The 16,959-nt window shown below is 68.4% G+C and carries 15 protein-coding genes; 3 read left to right on the top strand and 12 right to left on the bottom strand.

What is annotated here, in order from left to right; all coding sequences use genetic code 11:
- Position 1: 1 nt before the first annotated feature.
- The 5 genes from carA to pyrR are packed head-to-tail and all read right to left on the bottom strand — an operon-like array spanning position 2 to position 4,767.
- Entirely contained in the window at positions 2–1,207 is a 1,206-nt protein-coding gene (gene carA / locus JE033_RS01810; protein WP_200330963.1) for a glutamine-hydrolyzing carbamoyl-phosphate synthase small subunit, read from the bottom strand.
- A 35-nt stretch (positions 1,208–1,242) separates the two neighbouring features.
- Positions 1,243–1,797: a hypothetical protein gene (locus tag JE033_RS01815; RefSeq protein WP_200329091.1), complete on the bottom strand. Its 555-nt coding sequence runs from the start codon at positions 1,795–1,797 to the stop codon at positions 1,243–1,245.
- A complete protein-coding gene (locus tag JE033_RS01820) occupies positions 1,794–3,194 on the bottom strand; it encodes a dihydroorotase (RefSeq protein WP_200329093.1) in 1,401 nt (466 codons plus the stop codon). Before JE033_RS01820 ends, JE033_RS01815 begins: the two co-directional genes overlap by 4 nt.
- A complete protein-coding gene (locus tag JE033_RS01825; protein ID WP_090148620.1) occupies positions 3,191–4,162 on the bottom strand; it encodes an aspartate carbamoyltransferase catalytic subunit in 972 nt (323 codons plus the stop codon). Before JE033_RS01825 ends, JE033_RS01820 begins: the two co-directional genes overlap by 4 nt.
- Positions 4,159–4,767 carry a bifunctional pyr operon transcriptional regulator/uracil phosphoribosyltransferase PyrR gene (gene pyrR / locus JE033_RS01830; protein WP_200329095.1) on the bottom strand — a complete coding sequence of 203 codons (609 nt, stop codon included), beginning with the start codon at positions 4,765–4,767 and terminating at the stop codon, positions 4,159–4,161. Before pyrR ends, JE033_RS01825 begins: the two co-directional genes overlap by 4 nt.
- A gap of 313 nt (positions 4,768–5,080) precedes the next feature.
- On the opposite strand from pyrR, the gene JE033_RS01835 reads away from it, so the two are divergent.
- A complete protein-coding gene (locus JE033_RS01835; protein WP_200329097.1) occupies positions 5,081–5,911 on the top strand; it encodes an endonuclease domain-containing protein in 831 nt (276 codons plus the stop codon).
- Positions 5,912–6,019: 108 nt separating this feature from the next.
- On the opposite strand, the gene nusB is transcribed toward JE033_RS01835, so the two are convergent.
- Together nusB and efp are read right to left on the bottom strand one after the other, a co-directional pair.
- A complete protein-coding gene (nusB, locus tag JE033_RS01840; RefSeq protein ID WP_090148616.1) occupies positions 6,020–6,436 on the bottom strand; it encodes a transcription antitermination factor NusB in 417 nt (138 codons plus the stop codon).
- Between the two features lie 6 nt (positions 6,437–6,442).
- Entirely contained in the window at positions 6,443–7,006 is a 564-nt protein-coding gene (gene efp, locus JE033_RS01845) for an elongation factor P (protein ID WP_090148613.1), read from the bottom strand.
- 131 nt (positions 7,007–7,137) lie between these two features.
- On the opposite strand from efp, the gene JE033_RS01850 reads away from it, so the two are divergent.
- Positions 7,138–7,704: a thioesterase family protein gene (locus JE033_RS01850; RefSeq protein ID WP_200329099.1), complete on the top strand. Its 567-nt coding sequence runs from the start codon at positions 7,138–7,140 to the stop codon at positions 7,702–7,704.
- 6 nt (positions 7,705–7,710) lie between these two features.
- Here JE033_RS01850 and JE033_RS01855 read toward each other — a convergent pair whose 3' ends face one another.
- Together JE033_RS01855 and JE033_RS01860 are read right to left on the bottom strand one after the other, a co-directional pair.
- Positions 7,711–8,574: a hypothetical protein gene (locus JE033_RS01855; protein ID WP_370567882.1), complete on the bottom strand. Its 864-nt coding sequence runs from the start codon at positions 8,572–8,574 to the stop codon at positions 7,711–7,713.
- Between the two features lie 98 nt (positions 8,575–8,672).
- The gene (locus JE033_RS01860; RefSeq protein ID WP_200329103.1) at positions 8,673–10,664 is read right to left on the bottom strand and encodes a vWA domain-containing protein; all 1,992 of its coding nucleotides are present in this window, start codon (positions 10,662–10,664) and stop codon (positions 8,673–8,675) included.
- A 56-nt stretch (positions 10,665–10,720) separates the two neighbouring features.
- On the opposite strand from JE033_RS01860, the gene JE033_RS01865 reads away from it, so the two are divergent.
- Complete coding sequence (locus JE033_RS01865) at positions 10,721–12,130, top strand: AAA family ATPase (RefSeq protein WP_200329105.1); 1,410 nt, start codon at positions 10,721–10,723, stop codon at positions 12,128–12,130.
- Between the two features lie 127 nt (positions 12,131–12,257).
- Here JE033_RS01865 and JE033_RS01870 read toward each other — a convergent pair whose 3' ends face one another.
- From JE033_RS01870 to JE033_RS01880, 3 genes are all read right to left on the bottom strand, one after another.
- Positions 12,258–14,855: a DUF11 domain-containing protein gene (locus JE033_RS01870; protein WP_200329108.1), complete on the bottom strand. Its 2,598-nt coding sequence runs from the start codon at positions 14,853–14,855 to the stop codon at positions 12,258–12,260.
- 205 nt (positions 14,856–15,060) lie between these two features.
- On the bottom strand, positions 15,061–16,140 hold the full coding sequence (gene aroB, locus JE033_RS01875) for a 3-dehydroquinate synthase (protein ID WP_200329110.1): 1,080 nt from the start codon (positions 16,138–16,140) through the stop codon (positions 15,061–15,063).
- The gene (locus JE033_RS01880; RefSeq protein WP_200329112.1) at positions 16,137–16,952 is read right to left on the bottom strand and encodes a shikimate kinase; all 816 of its coding nucleotides are present in this window, start codon (positions 16,950–16,952) and stop codon (positions 16,137–16,139) included. The genes aroB and JE033_RS01880 overlap by 4 nt, the downstream gene beginning before the upstream one ends.
- Between the last annotated feature and the right edge of the window lie 7 nt (positions 16,953–16,959).

Genomic DNA, 16,959 nt, shown 5'->3' on the forward strand with positions numbered 1-16,959 from the left:
GTCAGGCCTCCTGGGCGTGTGCGCCGGTCGAACGGGTGGAGCGGCTCGAGACCAGCTCGCGGAAACGGTTGAAGAGGTAGAAGGCGTCGTGCGGGCCCGCGGCCGCCTCCGGGTGGTACTGCACCGAGAACGCCGGGATGTCGAGGCATTCGAGCCCCTCGACGACCTGATCGTTCAGGCTGAAGTGGCTCACCTGCACGCGGCCGAAGCCCTCAGGCGCGTCGATCTCGCCCTCGATGGGGGCGTCGACGGCGAAGCCGTGGTTCTGAGCGGTGATCTCGACGCGACCGGTGCGCTTGTCGAGGACGGGCTGGTTGATGCCGCGATGACCGAAGGGCAGCTTGTAGGTGCCGAACCCCAGCGCACGGCCCAGCAGCTGGTTGCCGAAGCAGATGCCGAAGTAGGGCACTCCGTCGCGCAGCAGCTCGCGGAGCACGTCCACCTGCAGATCGCTCGCGGCGGGGTCGCCCGGTCCGTTCGAGTAGAAGAGCGCGTCGGGAGCGATCGCGCGGATCTCCTCGAGCGACGTCGATGCCGGCAGCACCGTCACGTCGAAGCCGTGCTCGGAGAGGTAGTGCACGGTCGCGCGCTTGATGCCGAGATCGAGCACCGCGATCGATCCGACGCGATCCACCCCTGCTGCGGCCGGTACGTCGTAGCGCTGGGGCGTCGTGACGAGCTCCGACAGGTTCTTGCCGGCCATCGGTTCCTGAGCGCGCACCAGCGCGAGCTGCTCATCATCGGAGAGATCGAAGTCGGCGCCGGAGAACACCCCGGCGCGCATCGCGCCCGCGGATCGGATGTGACGGGTGATCGCGCGCGTGTCCACGCCCGAGATACCGACGACTCCGTCCTCGACGAGGTCCTCGTCGAGTGAGCGCTCGGCTCGGAAGTTCGACACGCGGCGCGCGGGATCGCGCACGATGAATCCGGCGACCCAGATCTTGCGCGACTCCATGTCGTCGTCGTTCGCACCGGTGTTGCCGATGTGCGGGGCCGTCATGAGCACGATCTGCCCCGCGTAGGAGGGGTCGGTCAGCGTCTCCTGATACCCGGTCATTCCGGTCGAGAAGACGACCTCGCCGAGCGTGCGTCCGGTCGCCCCGTATGCGCGCCCCACGTATCGTCGCCCGTCTTCGAGCACCAGCACTGCCTTGCCCGTCGGCACTGCAGCAGCCGGGGGCGCGGTGACGCCCTGGGGCGCCACGGCGTCGTTCGCCGTCGCTTCGGTCGTGTTCGTAGTCACGCATCCTCCTGGGTGGTGTGGGAAGTGGAATGGGTGTGCGGGCCGGTGGCGAGCGGAGTCTCACCGGCGGGGATGATCTGGGCGACGGCATCGGCGAACCTCAACTGGTCGGCGGCCTGCGAGAACCTGAAGCTCGACTCGACCTCCGACCCGTCGGCCGCGCGCCACTGGAGGAGCGAGAGGCCGTCGCGCTCGACGGCCTTCCCGACTCGTCGACTTGCGACGCCGCTGCCGAGCACTCGCTCGGCCGGCAGGTGCACCTCCGGCTCTCCGGTGACGGCGATGGTGGCGCCGTCGGTGCGCAGTGTGAGGTCGGCGAAACCCTTGAACTGCAAGCCCGGGATCGACAGACGATCGAGCGGTGCGCCGACCGGCGTCGTCGAGACGTAGCTGACTCCCGGGAAGGTGCCGAGCACCATTCCCACGAGAGCATCGCCGTGCTCGGCGAAGGCGCGGTGCCGACGTGCTCGACCGCGCCAGCCGAGCCACATCGCCAGCAGTACGAGCGCGGCGATGGCGATCATCAGGAAGGCGAAGCCGGTGCGGCTCACTTCGCGCCTCCGAGCTGGCGTGCGGCAGCAGCGACGGTCTCCGGCGCCACTACCCGACCGTCGTCCACCGTGAGGTACCCGCGTCGCAGAGTGTATGCCACCCGCCCGGGCAGTTCCATGCCGAGGAACGGCGAGTTCACGCTCTGGCCGCGCAGATGGTCGGTCGAGAACGTGCTCGTGCCGGACGGGTCGACGAGCACGAGATCGGCTGGCTGCCCGACCTCGATCGCCGTCGGGTGCCCCTGGAGGCGTCCGATCTCCGCCGGACGCTGCGAGAGCAGCGCTTCGAGCTCGGCCCAGCTCGCGTGGGCCTCCTGCACGAGTGTGAGCAGCGCGATCGGCAGCGCCGATTCGAGGCCCACCATGCCGAAGGCCGCGGCATCCCATTCGCAGTCCTTCGCCTCGACGGGGTGCGGGGCGTGATCGGTCGCGATGATGTCGATGATGCCGTCGGCGACCGCAGCGCGGAGGGCCAGCACATCCTCCTCCCGACGGAGGGGAGGGTTCACCTTGTAGCGCGCGTCGTAGCTGCGAGCGAGTTCCTCGGTGAGGATCAGGTGGTGCGGCGTGACCTCGGCGGTGACCTGCACTCCGCGGGCCTTGGCCCAGCGGATCACCTCCACCGACCCGGCGGTCGAGAGATGGCAGATGTGGAGCCGTGCGCCGATGTGCTCGGCGAGGAGCACGTCTCGCGCGATGATCGACTCTTCGGCGACCGCCGGCCACCCCTTGAGGCCGAGTTCGCTCGAGAGTGCCCCTTCGTTCATCTGGGCGCCCTCGGTGAGACGCGGATCCTGCGCGTGCTGGGCGATGACGCCGTCGAAGGTCTTCACGTACTCGAGCGCCCGTCGCATGAGCAGCGGATCGTGCACGCACTTGCCGTCGTCGGAGAAGACCCGCACCGCGGCACGCGAATCGGCCATCGCGCCGATCTCGCTGAGACGCTCGCCCGACAGATCTTCCGTCACGGCGCCGATCGGGCGCACCGTCGCGTATCCCGCCGCGTCTCCGAGCGCCTGCACCTGCTCGACCACGCCCGCCGTGTCCTGCACCGGCAGCGTGTTCGCCATTGCGAAGACGCTCGTGAATCCGCCTGCCGCGGCGGCGCGCGTGCCCGTGAGCACCGTCTCCGACTGCTCGAAACCCGGCTCACGAAGATGCGTGTGCAGGTCGACCAGGCCCGTCAGCGCGACGAATCCGTCGGCTTCGATGACGCGCTCCGCGTCTCGCGGCGCGAGCCCGCCGGCCGCCTGCGTCGCGCGCTCGACGATCACGCCGTCCGCGATGCGCAGATCGACAGCGGCGGCGTCGCTCACCTGCTGCCCGCGCTCGGTCAGCGCCGCGGCGAGGCGCGCCCCGCGGATGAGAATCCCGTTCGCCGGGTTCGTGTGCGTCATGCTTGCTCCGTTCGCTCGCCGGAAAGTAGAAGATACAGTGCCGCCATCCGCACGGAGACGCCGTTCGCCACCTGCTCGAGCACCGTCGAACGGTGCGAGTCGGCGGCGCCGGAGGAGATCTCGAGGCCTCGGTTCATGGGGCCCGGATGCATCACGATCGCGCGATCCTGCAGACCGGAGAGCCGGGTGTCGTCGAGTCCCCACACGCGGGCGTACTCGCGCTCATTCGGGAAGAACGCCGCGTGCATGCGCTCGCTCTGGATGCGGAGCATCATCACGACGTCCGGCTGCTCCTCGCGCAGCGCCGTATCGAAGGAGTGATGGACGGTGACCGGCCACGTGCGGGCGCCGTACGGCAGAAGCGTCTCGGGAGCGACGAAGCTCACGTGCGCGCCGAGGGCGTTGAGCAGCCAGAGATTCGATCGCGCCACTCGGGAATGGGCGATGTCTCCCACGATCACCACGGAGACGCCGTCGAGGTCGCGGCCGCGGCTCGCCTCACCGCTCTGCGACGCACCGAAGAGGCGGCGCCGCATCGTGAACGCGTCGAGCAGTGCCTGCGTCGGGTGCTCGTGCGTGCCATCGCCCGCATTCAGCACGCCGGCATCGATCCAGTTGCTCGCGGCGAGCTTGGCGGGTGCGCCGGAAGCGGGGTGGCGGATGACGACGCCATCAGCGCCGATCGCCTGCAGCGTCTGCGCCGTGTCTTTCAGCGACTCCCCCTTCGAGACGGAAGAACCCTTCGCGCTGAAGTTGATGACGTCGGCGCTGAGCCGCTTCGCCGCCGCCTCGAACGATATGCGGGTGCGCGTCGAATCCTCGAAGAAGAGGTTCACCACGGTCTTGCCCCGCAGCGTCGGCAGCTTCTTGATCTCGCGCTGCTGCGTCGCCGCCATCTCCTCAGCGGTGTCGAGGATCAGGATCGCTTCATCCCGCGAGAGGCTGCGCGTATCGAGCAGGTGCCTCATGCGATCGGCTCCGTGCTCGCTCCGGGCTCGGCGCTGGCATGGGCGTCGCCGCTCGCGTGGACGTCGACTCGGTCCTCCGAGGTGATCGTGACCTCGTCGCTCCCGTCGTGCTCTTCGAGACGCACCGCGATGCGCTCGTGCTTCGCGCTCGGCAGATTCTTGCCGATGTAATCGGCGCGGATCGGAAGCTCGCGGTGGCCGCGATCGATGAGCGCCGCGAGGCGCACGGCCTGCGGGCGGCCGTGGTCGTTCAGCGCGTCGAGCGCGGCGCGCACGGTGCGACCGGAGTAGAGCACGTCGTCGACGAGCACCACCGTCGCTCCGTCGATGCCCGCCGCCGGCATCTCCGTCGGGCGCGGGGCCCGCGTGGGATGCTGGGCGAGGTCGTCGCGGTACATCGTGACGTCGAGGCTGCCGACGGGAACGTCATGGCCCTCGATGCGCGAGATGATGTCGCCGATGCGCCTGGCGAGCAGGCTTCCGCGAGTCGGAATGCCGACGAGAACGAGCCCGTCGACGCCCTTGTTCGCTTCGATGATTTCGTGCGAGATTCGAGTCAGCGCGCGCGAGATCTCAGCACGTTCGAGTACTGTTCGCGTTCCCATAACCGAGCCCCCCTTCCCCGCCTCACGGGACGGAACTTAAAGAAAAGCTTGCAACCGCTCCAGTCTATCGCATGCGAGGCGGTGCTTCGTCTCTGCTGCATCAGTCGACCCTCGGCGTTGTGTGCAGCGCACCCGCCATCAGCGTTCCGCAAGGACGGGTGGGTGGTCACCTGCTTGCCGCACGCGGATAGCAGCGCGAACCGTTCCCGCGGTTCGTCGCCCCCACATGCCTGAATGCCCCGGACGCGAGAGCTTATCCCCACAGTTCGGGGCCCACCGTCGCTCGGCGCGCGCGAACGCACAAACTGTGCAGATGCCTCGTTCAGACACTCCGCGACTTCCTGCGAGCGGCGTAACACGCTCGTCGCTGCTGCTCAACGCCGGCTGGTCGCGGCATCAGCTGGACCGAGCCGTCGGTGCAGGGCTGCTCACTCGGCCGAAGAAGGGTTGGATTGCGCGCCGAGATGCCGATCCGGCACTCGTCTACGCCGCGACTCATGGCGTCATCATCAGTTGCGTATCCCAGGCGAAACGGCGAGGCCTGTGGGTGCCTCACCACGATCGGTCGCATGCGGCCGTGCGCGTACCCGGGAGAACCGATGCCGGGAGCACTGTCCTCCATTGGCGCGCGCCCCTGCTGCAACGCGAACCGCACTCGCTCGAAGATCCCATCGAGAACGCGCTCGACCTCGTGGCGCATTGCCTGCCGTTCGAAGACGCGGTGGCTGTCTGGGACTCGGCCGCCAACCGCGGGATCATCACGAGGCAGCGAATGGCGCGTCTCCCCCTGCGGGGGTCGGCGCGCGCGGTGCTCGCCGCCCTCGACCCGTTCGCTGATTCAGGGCTCGAAACCTATGTGCGGCCGCGCACCAAGTGGCTTCGCGTCCGGTGCGTCTCGCAAGCCTGGATCGCGGGACATCGCGTCGATTTCCTGTTCGGGGATCGCCTCGTACTCCAGATCGACGGCGGCACTCACGTCGGACCGCAGCGGACCCGCGACAACGAGCACGACGCCCAGCTCCGATTGCTCGGATACACGGTCATCCGAGTGGGGTACTTCCAGGTGATCGATGACTGGCCCGCAGTCCAGCACCTGCTCGTGGAAGCGATTGCGCAGGGCCTTCACCGCGCCGCGGCGCACTGACGGCGGGCGCGCGACCCTCCGGACGCGAGGAATCCGCGTTCTGCAAGCTCGCTGCGTTGAACGATAGCTTGCGGAACGCGGATATCTTGCGCAGCGCGGCGTCAGGTGTCAGGCGTCGGCGTGATCCGCGATCTTGCCGAGCACGCCGTTGACGAAGCGACCCGAATCGTCGGTCGAGTACTCCTTGGCGAGTTCCACCGCCTCGTCGATGGCGACCGCCGCCGGCACCTCCTCGTTGAAGAGGATCTCCCAGGATGCGAGCCGCAGCAGCGCACGGTCGACGTGCGGCATGCGCTCGAGCGTCCACCCCTGGGCGTAACTCATGATGAGCTCATCGATGCGATCACGATGATCGGTGACCCCGTCGACGATCTCACGCGCGTAGAGCCAGGATGCGGCGCGATCGGGTTCGCTCGACGCGCGCTGCGCCTCGGCGTTCACGATCACCGCGATCGACTCGTCACGCAGGTCGGCCTGGTACAACATGTCGAGGGCGCGCTTGCGCGCCTTGGTACGTGCAGACACCGAGGACTAGTCGTTGACACGGCCGAGGTAGTCACCCGTGCGGGTGTCGACCTTGACCTTCGTGCCGGTCTCGAGGAACAGCGGGACCTGGATCTCTGCACCGGTCTCGACAGTGGCGGGCTTCGTTCCGCCGGTCGAGCGATCGCCCTGCAGACCCGGCTCGGTGTACGTCACTTCGAGCACCACCGACGACGGGAGCTCGAGGTACAGCGGGTCGCCCTCGTGCAGCGCGATCTGGACCTGGAGGTTCTCGAGCATGAACTTCGCGGCGTCGCCGACGACGGCACCGGAAACGGTGAGCTGATCGTAGTCGGACTGGTCCATGAAGACGTAGTCTGCGCCATCCTGGTACAGGTACTGGTAATCACGACGGTCGACGTTCGCGGTCTCGATCTTCGCGCCAGCGTTGTAAGTCTTGTCGATGATCTTGCCCGAGACGACGTTCTTCTGCTTCGTGCGAACGAACGCGCCGCCCTTGCCCGGCTTCACATGCTGGAACTCGACCACGCTCCAGAGCTGGCCGTTCTCTTTGATGACGGTGCCGTTCTTGATGTCGTTCGTACTGGCCATGCAGTGATTCTCCGGATTCTATAAAGTTCGAGCGCCTGAATACGCGCCGAACCAGCATACATGCCGCGCTTTTTGCATGCTTTGCACAATGGCGAGGTTTCAAGCTTGACGATCCCTCTAAGCTCTCCCCCATGCACATGTTCTTCCGCACGCTCTGGCACCAGTGGTTCGTGGGTCGGCGCGGCCCGAAGCTCGGCTTCGAGGGCGTCTCGCGTTCGCGTTTCCGCGTCTGGCCCACCGACCTCGACATCCTCCGCCATATGAACAACGGCAAGTACCTCTCGATCATGGACGTCGCACGCTTCGATCTGATCCAGCGCAACGGGGTCTGGCAGCTGTTCGCGCGCGAACGCTGGTACCCCGTGGTCGTCGGGCAGACGATCTCGTACCGGAAGTCGCTGAACCCGTGGCAGCGGTTCTGGATCGAGTCGCGCATTCTCGGCTTCGATGACCAGGCGGTGTACATGGAGCAGCGCTTCGTCCGTCCCGACGCGCAGCGCCGGCCCGACATTCATGCTCGGGCCGTAGTGCGTGCCCGGATCCTTCGCCGATCGGGCGGCGTCGTGCCCGTCGCCGAGATCATCGAGAAGAGCGGGGCCGACCCGAGCAAGCTCATCGTCCCCGATGACGTGCTCACCTGGGGGCGATCCACGCGACTTCCGTCCACTCGCGTCGACGCCATCAGCGTCTGGGAGTAGCGGCGCTCACGCCAATGGAGTGCGCGCACCGAGATGCGGCCCCTGGTTCCCGACTTCCCGGCAGGTGATCCGGATCGCCCGTTCGCTCTCGTCGTACACGTGGCGGGCCGCGAGACGCCCGCCGGCGAGCGATCCCTCCAACCAGGTGAAGCTCGCCGCGTCGATGAGGGGAGATCCGCTCGCGACCAGCATCAGTTGGAGCATGAGCACCTCGGGCAGCGTCACATGGGGGCCGTGCGAGAACCCGAGCCCGAGCACCGGTGGCCGCGCACCCGAGGGCACCAACCGCAACGTCCAAGCCCGCCCCTGCGCACGTACCGCGGGGATGCCGGGCGGCGGGGTGTCGAGTGCGTCGAACTCCCGTTCGGCCTCTGTCGCGAGCAGCAGCGGCGAGTCCCCGGACGAGCCGATGGCGAGCGGTGCATTTCCGTCGTGCGGTGCGTCAGGGAGCGCGACGGCCGCGCGTTGGAACGCGGTCTTCCAGACGTCAGCTCCGCATCCGAATGGCGTCGGCACCGCGGTGAGCGAGGGATCGGCCGCCAGCGCGCTCCCCAGTCGTCCGATATCGGTCCCGGCATCGACGAACGCCTCGATCTCCGGCATCTCGATGTCGAGCCACCCGCAGGCGATTCGGGCTGATGCGAAATGTTGCTCAGCGCGACGCGCTCCCTCCGGCTCCGCGACGTCCGCGAATCCCGCGTGCGGCATGAGCCTCGCCGCTGCAGCGTCGAGGCTCGCATCGAGCGACGCCGCGGCGCTCGGCGCGGCGTGGCGGGTCGCGGCTGCGTCGAGTTCGCTCGCCAAGTCGGGAAACAGCGCGCGAATGAGCTCGACGCGATCGTTCGTTCCGTGCCGATCGAAAGGCTTCACGTCCATCTCCATTCACTGCGCTCCCGCATTTCTCGGCACCGATCCCCCGGTCTGACGCCCGGCGATTCAGAAGGGTGCGCGGGAGCCGCACCTTCACGCTAGCGGGTCCTGCGCTCCACTTCGTCGAGCACGAGGCTCTGCAGCACCTCGGGCAGCGTGCGCACGTCGAGCACGGTACGCCCGTTCGGGGCGTAGCGCGACTCGAGGTCGCCCGGCCCGATCCCGATGCCGTGCACCTCGACGCCCGCCGACCGCAGGCGACGCAACGCGTGCTCAGCCGCGGTCGGATCGTTCGACCCTCCGTCGCTCACGAGGATCACGATGCGTCGGCGCTCCCTGCCGTTGGCTGCGCCCCCGTCCGAGTGCTCTGATTCGCCCAGGCCGAGCTGGTCCGCGGCTGCGCGCAGGGCTGCACCGTCGTTCGTGGACCCGCGCGGAACGCGAATCGCGCCGTGCACCGCGCGGCGCACCGAATCATCGAGCCCGCTCGACAGCGGTTTGACCACATCGACGGCTGAGTCGAAGACGACGAGCGCGGTGCGAATGTCGAGGTCGAGTGCAGCTCCCCCGACGCGTTCAGCGGCCTCGATGTCACGTGCCACCCCAGCGAGGGCCTCCGTCATGATCAGCATCGTGTCGGCCGCTGCTTCTGCCGCGGCACCCTGCATCGAAGCGGAGCGGTCGAGGAGCAGCACGTAATCGGTGCTTCCCGCGCGGCGCGTGCGGCGCGCGCGCATCGCCCGGTCACGGAAGGCGCGCGGCCGTCGCTGGCCAGCGCGAGACTCGGCGACTGCTGCGGCTAGCGAGTCCGCAGCGAGGTCATCGCCCTCCGGGCGAGGCCGGGCATCCGGCACGCGACGCGAGGTCACACGCTCGGCGATCACCTGCGCCCACACGGCGCGCATCCGCTCGATCGCGTCCGCGAGTGAGGCCGCTCGCCCGCGGTAGTCGGCGAGTTCGGTCTCGGCGAACCCGCCCGCCGATCCTCCGCTCGCTCCATGCAGCGGCTCTGCAGGCTGCGCGGAATCGTTCGCGGGTGGCGGCGCCTCGGGCATCAGCCCGCGATCGTCAGTGCGCCCGCCGCCGGGCATCGGCGTCGACAGCATCCGTTCCACGAAGGCTGCCTGCTGGGACGCGAAGAGGTCGGCGCCCTCGGCTGTCTCGCGACCATCGCCGGCGCGAGCTCGCTCCTCCTCCGTCTCGCCTGTCTCGCCGTCCCCGTCAGATGCGTCGGGATCCTGGTCGGGCTCGTCACCATCCCGCTCATCTCCTTCTGCATCTGCGTCGCCATCTCCCGCGTGCTGCCCGCTCGACGACAGCGCCGTCTCGGGTGCCGGCTCGTCGTCTGCGCCGCCCGCTCCGCTGTGCGCGTCGAGTCCGCGTTCAGCGGCGTCTCGTGCCGCGAGTTGCTCGTAGGCGCCGAGCAACCAGGCGACTGCGCGCTCAAACCTGAGCACCGCGCTCCGCTTCGAGTCGGGCGCCATCACGCGCCGGAACGTCCGGAGTTGATCCAGCATCTCGTGCTCAGCCCGCCCGATCGCATCTCGGTGCGCGTCGATTGGCAGCAACTCGCTCCACGCCCGCCGTACGTCGATGTGCGTGCCCGCCAACACTGTATGAGCGTCGGCGGCGCCTGCGACTCCAGCGCGCAGGACGACGGCGATCCACTGCAGGTGGCGCGGCCACGTCGTGACGTCCGACGGCACGCTCCGACACGTCGCCGCCAGCAGTGGCGCGCGCAGGCCGGGCATTGCGGTGAGCAGTTCACTCATCGCCTGCACACGGTACACCGCATCGAACAGGGGCGTCGCGTCGGGCCGAACGCGAGTGAATGACGCGCGTCGACGAGCGCGGGCGGGTTCGACGCGATTGTTCCGAGGCCCCTCCCAGAGATGCAGAAAGGCGAGCGCCACCGCCTCGGACTCCGAATGCCCGCGCACGCCGTACCAGCCGAGACCGACCCGGAGTTCCCGGTCCGTGAGTTCCCAGACCTCATCATCCGTGACATGCACCGGGATCCCGATCACTGCGCCGACCCCTTCGAGTCGGGCGCGCAGCCCCGTGCCCATCAGGTGCTCGTTCACGGCCATGCTCACACCCTATCCGCGCCCTCAGTCGCCTTCGTGCCGCGTGATAGCGTGACGCCATGCTCTCCGTCGATTCAGACCCCGCACTCGGCGAAGCCGTCGCATTGCGAACGGAACTGCGGCGAATCCGTCGGGCCAGAGCGGCTGACGACGACGCCTCCGCATCGCATGCGGAAGACTTGGCGAGCGTCGAACAGCGCTTGACCGCCCTCGAGCAGGATCCAGCCAACCAGAGCTTGTTCGCGTCCGCGCTCGACGAACGGGCTGCCTCGCTGCGCATCGCGGCGCTGGCTCGTCGCGCAGAGGCGAAGGCGGAGCGCAGCCGCGCAGCCGCAGACGCCATCATCGCTCGCGCTGTGCGCGCCGCTCGACCCTTGACCTCGGCCGAATCGGATCGCGTGCGCGAGCTGCGCGCGCGTCGTCCCGATGCCGACTGGCAGCAGAGCATCGACAGCGTCGAGCGCAGGGATGCCGTGCTCGAGGCGCTCGGCAGCGTGCGTATCCGCGAAGCGCGCCGACAACTCCGCGAGGGTCTCCTGCAGACACAGCAGATGCGCGGCATCATCAGCGAAGCCGTGCCAGCGCTCCGGCAGGGCGAGCCGGTCTTGCTCGTCGGCGAGACCGGCGGAGCGAAGACGGCGCTCGCGGAGCACCTGTCCCGGGTCGGCCTCGGTCGCGAGCCGGAGCTCATCTCGGGATACGGCGACATCACGAGTGCGCAAGTGATCGGCACGCATGAGCTCCGCACCGAAGCCGGCGCGACCGTCAGCGTCTTCACGCCTGGCCCGTTGCTTCGCGCCATGCGAGAGGGCCGGCCGGTGATCCTCGATGAGGTGAACGCGATGCCGCCCGAGTTCCTCAAGCGCTTGAATCGCATTCTGCAGTTGCGCCCGGGAGACGTGCTGCACGTGCAGGAAGACGCGGGGCGTCCGGTGACCATCGCATCCGGTTTCGCCGTGCTCGCCACGGCGAACGAGCAGACGCCGCACCGCTACCGTGGGCTCGATCGCCTGAGCGCGGAGCTGGTGAACCGCTTCGGGGCGAACGCCTACCGTGTGCACTACCCCGATACCGGGTGCGACTATGCCGCGTTCCCGGCGGAGAACGGCCTGCTCGCCGTCGCCGCCGTTGCCGATCATCACGGCGGGCTCCCGGACCACGTCCCGCCGGAGGAGTTGATCCGGGCCGCACGGGCGGCGTTCATCAGCCAGCAGGTCTTCGCCGGTGAGCATGGTTCCGGCTTTGGAGAGTACGTGAGCACGGAGCGTGAGATCGACGGGCGCCCGGGGCTGGAGGAATCCGTCATCGCCCCACGCACACTTGTCGCCATTCTGCGGAAGGTGGCGGGAAGCGCGGGCGAGATCACCCTCGATCGTGCGTTCACGAGATTCGTCGAGGGCGTCATGCATCGTGAGGATCGACGCGTGCTGGCGTTGATTCTGGAAGGCCAGGGCTTCCGGATCGCCTGAGCCGCGCGAGCAGGCGGTCTGCCTGCCGCAGATGAACGCGACCTCCGGATGGGAGTGCCGGGTTGCGCACCCGTTCTCTCACCCGGAGGTCGCGGCTTCCGGCTACAGCGTCGCCGGAAGCCGGGAATTAGTGTCGTCCGTCACCGCGCAGACGACGCAGACGAGACTGTGCGAGGAACAGCACCAGGCTGAGCGCGGCGAGTCCGAGCCCCATGCCAAGCACCGGCGTCATCTCCGAGCCGGTGGTCGCCAAGCCCTGCGGCTTGTCTGCGACCGCCTGCGGAGCACCGGGCCCCGTCGGCGTTCCAGGCTTCGCGGGTGCATCCTGACCGGGCTCCGTCGGCTCCTTCTTCGGGTCGGAGGGGAGCGCGACCGGAGTCGTGGTCGTCGCAGAGCACGCGTCCTCGATGATGCAGAACTCGTCGGGGATCGACGCCGCGTTGACGAGGCTCAGGTCCCCGGCACCGGTGACCTCGACCGAGTACGTGAACGATGTCGACGCTCCCACTGGCAGGGGGCCGCTCCACGTCAGCGTCGGCTCCGCGTACGAGACCTCACCGGTCTCGGCTGCGGCGTCCCCGTTGTAGGTGGCGTCGTCGAGCACGGCGCTGAGGTCGTCGTGAGCGACGGCAGGTTCAGCTTCGGTGAACGCCACTCCGCCGGTGTTCTTCACCGTCACGGTGTAGTCAACGCGATCCCCTGGCGCCGCGACGCCGGTGAACGACGACGACTTCTCGATCCCGAGGCCGGGAACGCCGTGCGTCGTGCAATCGGCGCGCTCGCCGTCGACGGGTGCGCACGTCGATCCTTCATCGCCCGGGTCGCCCAGGAAGTTCGCCAGAGCCATGTCTCCCAGCTCGGCTCCGGGCTTCGGCTTGACGGAGTAAGTCACCTCGGCGTGCTGCCCCGGGAGGAGCGTGCCTTCGATGGTGAAGCGTCCATCAGTGATCGGCGACACCGACAGGGTCTCCGTATTGGAGACCGGATCCGAGACCACCTCGGCGTCGTCGAGCACGCCGCTGAGGTTGTCTTCGCGGAGCAGTTCGACCGGGGCCGTGCCGGTGCCCTCGAAGTGGAGCACGTACTCGATCGTCTCGCCGGGGCGCACGACGGAGCCGCTCGCCGGGTTGCTCTCCTTCCAGTCCTCCCATGCCCCGGACCCCACGGTGCTCGAGGTCGCGCAGGGAGAGGCAGGATCAGCGGCGAAGGCGTCCAGGCACACCGTGTTCAGGAGGTGATAGTCGCCGGATTCGTTCGGCTCCGCGGTCACGGAGTACGTCACGGTGGCGGTCTCGCCCGACAAGAGCGCACCCTTCCAAGTCAGCTCGGACCCGTCGACCGCGACGGTTCCGCTGCTCGCCGCAGCGTCGTCGTTGTACGTCGCGTCGTCGAGCACGCCTGACATGTCGTCGGTGAACGAGCAGGGCCGTTCGACGGTGCAGTCACCGGGGCCGTTGTTGGTCACATCGATCGTATACTCCACCGATCCGCCTGACGCGGGAAGCTCGGTCACATTCGCCGACTTCTCGATCACGAGTTCAGGGTCGGGCGGTGTCGCCGTGTTCGTCACGGTGCAATCGACCATGCTCCCGGGAGGAAGGGTTCCGGCTTCAACCACGAGCGAGGTGGCACCGTCTGCGGGTGCCAGAGCGGCGTCGGGCTCCCCGTTGACCGCGCACTGCCACGTCGGCTCGTACGCGCTGAGATCCGTCGCTCCGTCACCGGTCTCCGCGAGCTCGACGCGCGTGTTGGAGAGGACGACGACCTCGTCGGTGGTCGCGGTGTTGCCGGTGCCGGTCGATGCCGAAGACAGCACGTTGCCGTTGCTGGTCGCCTGCACGGTGAACGAATCATCGGGAGCGACCCGAGAGTCCACCTGCTTCGTGAGGCGCACCTTCGACGTCATGATGCCGAACGCGACGGCCTGACGGGAGATGACCGTCTCCCCCAGTCGCTGGGTGAGGTACGACGGCTCGGTCGCACTGACGACCGTGGCAAGGGTCGCGCCATTCGCACCCCACGTGCCGTCGCAGAGCACTTCGGTGGTCCCTTCTCCGGGCATCGGATCGGGGCAGCCGCCCGGGTTCGCCGGGTTGGTCCTCGCCCCGCGGTCGATCACATTGATCGGCACGTCCGACGACCAGGTGATCGTCTCCCCGCCGCCCAACTGCGGACCATCGGTCACCTCGGCATCGGCTCCGACGAGGGCGTAGCCCGTCACCACGTTGCCCCCCGCGTCCTTCACCTCGATGTCCCGCAGCGTCAGCAGATTCGCTCCCCACTCACCCTCACCAGCCGTCATCAGGGCCGGCTTGCCGGGGATGTCGTTGTAGGTGCCACCACCGAGGGCGCCGCCCGTCGCGCCGCCGAGCGTCGGCAGCGCTGAAGCCACGATGTCGCGGTGCGTGTACGGATGGTCCGTCTTCGACTCCGCGGAGTCCTTGATGTTGAACGACGCCGTGTACCCGCCGGCGAGCGCGACCTGCATGTCCTGACCAGCGTCCGACTTCGCCTGCGCGTCATCGAAACCGGCCATGTCGAGCCAGAAGATCGTGTCGGCGTACCTACCGCTCGACGCGTAGCCGCCGCCGGCGGACTCCCCCACTGCGTTGGCCACCGTCGGCGCCGAAGCCACCAGCGATGTCCCCGCGATCACGGCGCTGACGAGGAGTGCCCCCGCCGCCCGTCCTGGCCGACGAAGCCAGTGTTCCCTATTCGTGTGCATGTCAATCCTCTGATCCAATACCGGACTTCGCGCAGCGCAGAAGGATCTGCACGCTGCGCAACGACCAATTTCTCATCGGATCGGGAGGGGATCGACCAATTCAGGTGAAGTCAGTAGTGGAGCATCCGCTTTTACGCACGCCGACTGCGTCGGCCGTGCACGGAAGGCGGGGCGGTCGCGAGGAGGCGAACTCAGAGCACCGTCGCTAGTTCGCGATCTCCTGGTACGCGAACTGCAGCATCGAGTCGTCGACTCCCGCCAGCACGCGCGGCTTGCCGATCTCGTCGAGCACGATGAAACGCAGCATGCCAGCGCGAGCCTTCTTGTCGCGCTGCATCGCTGCGAGGAGCCCCGGCCAGCGGCCAGCCGGATACGAGAGCGGCAGGGTCAGGGAGGTGAGGATGCTCCGGTGCCGATCCACCGCCGCATCCGACAGCGCGCCGGCGAGGCGTCCGAGTTCGGCCGCGTACATCATCCCGATCGAGATCGCGACGCCGTGCCGCCACTGGTAGCGCTCCGCATGCTCGATCGCGTGCCCCAGGGTGTGTCCGTAGTTCAGGATCTCCCGCAGACCGCCCTCACGGAAATCCTCGGAGACGACCCGAGCCTTCACCCCGACGGAGAGCTCGACAAGGCGCTGGAACTCCGGCGTCGTCGGATCGGTGGCGCGGTCGACGTCGCGCTCGAGAATGTCGAGGATCTCCGGCTCCGCGATGAAGCCGCACTTGGCGATCTCGGCGAAGCCGGCGAGAATCTCGTTGCGCGGCAGCGTCTCGAGCAGGTCGAGGTCGCAGATGACGGCAGCGGGGGCGTAGAAGCTCCCGACGAGGTTCTTCCCCTCGGTGGTGTTGATGCCGGTCTTGCCGCCCACTGACGCGTCGACCATGCCGAGCACAGTCGTGGGGATCTGCACGAGGCGCACGCCGCGAAGCCAGGTCGCGGCGACGAATCCAGCGAGATCGGTCACAGCGCCGCCTCCGAGACCGATCACCGCGTCCGTGCGGGTGAAGTCCGACTGGCCGAGGATCTGCCAGCAGAACGCCGCGACCTCGACGCGCTTGGCGGATTCCGCATCGGGCACCTCGGCGAGGAGCACCTGCGTGTAGCGCTCCTGCAGCAGTTCGCGCAGGTCATTCGCGAACTTGCCGACGGTCGGCGTGTGCACGATCAGAACCTTCGCCACGCGCTCCCCGAGCGCTTCCGGCACACGATCGACCACGCCTCGGCCGATCGTGACCGTGTACGAGGTCTCCCCTGTGACCGAGATCTCCGCTGCATTGCTCATGACTGCTCCTTCTCGCCTCGGCGGGCGCTCCGCTGGTGGCGTCCGCCGCCTCGCGCCCACTGGGCGACACGGCGGACGAGTTGTTCTTGGGTCGCGCGATCGGTGCGGTACGTCACATCCGCGACTTCCTCGTACAGTGGTCGCCGCTCGTTCAAGATGCGGCCCCAGGCCTGCGGGTCATCGCGCAGCAACGGCCTCCGGGCGATGTTCGCCGTGCGGAGCACCGCCTCCTGCGTGGTCATGAGCAGCACCACCGGGTGATTCGCGAGCAGTGCACGCGTGGACTCGGTGAGCACGGCGCCGCCACCCAGCGCAACGATACGGCAGCCCTCGACCGCGAGCTCCTCGGCGATCACCTCGGCTTCGATGCGACGGAACTCCGCTTCCCCGTGGGTCGCGAAGAACTCGGTGATCACCCCGTGGCGCCGCACGATCACGGCGTCCGTATCGACGAAGGGCACCCCGAGCTCCCGAGCGACGCGTTTGCCGAGGCTGGTCTTGCCGGCTGCCATCGGGCCGACGAAGACGATAGCCCGATCGGGAAGCCGTGTGCCCGGTCGCCGACGTCGCCGTCGACGTCCGCGCGCACGCGGCGCGGAAGCGGTCCCCGCCGCAGCGCCGCCGGCATCCGCATTCGGAGCGCCGTGCTTGGCGGGACCGGAGCGCCCGGGTACCGCGGCGTTCTGCGCATCGGCCTTCGCCTGCTCCGCGACGGACTGCGGAATCACCTGGAGCGGACTCGTCGGAGGTGTCGGCTTCGGCTTCTGCGTTGGCGGCCCGACATCGCGGGCGACCCTGCGGTGCCCGGTCATCGTGCGC

The organism is Leucobacter sp. L43 (assembly GCF_016597785.1).
In the GTDB taxonomy this organism is placed as follows: Bacteria; Actinomycetota; Actinomycetes; order Actinomycetales; family Microbacteriaceae; genus Leucobacter; species Leucobacter alluvii.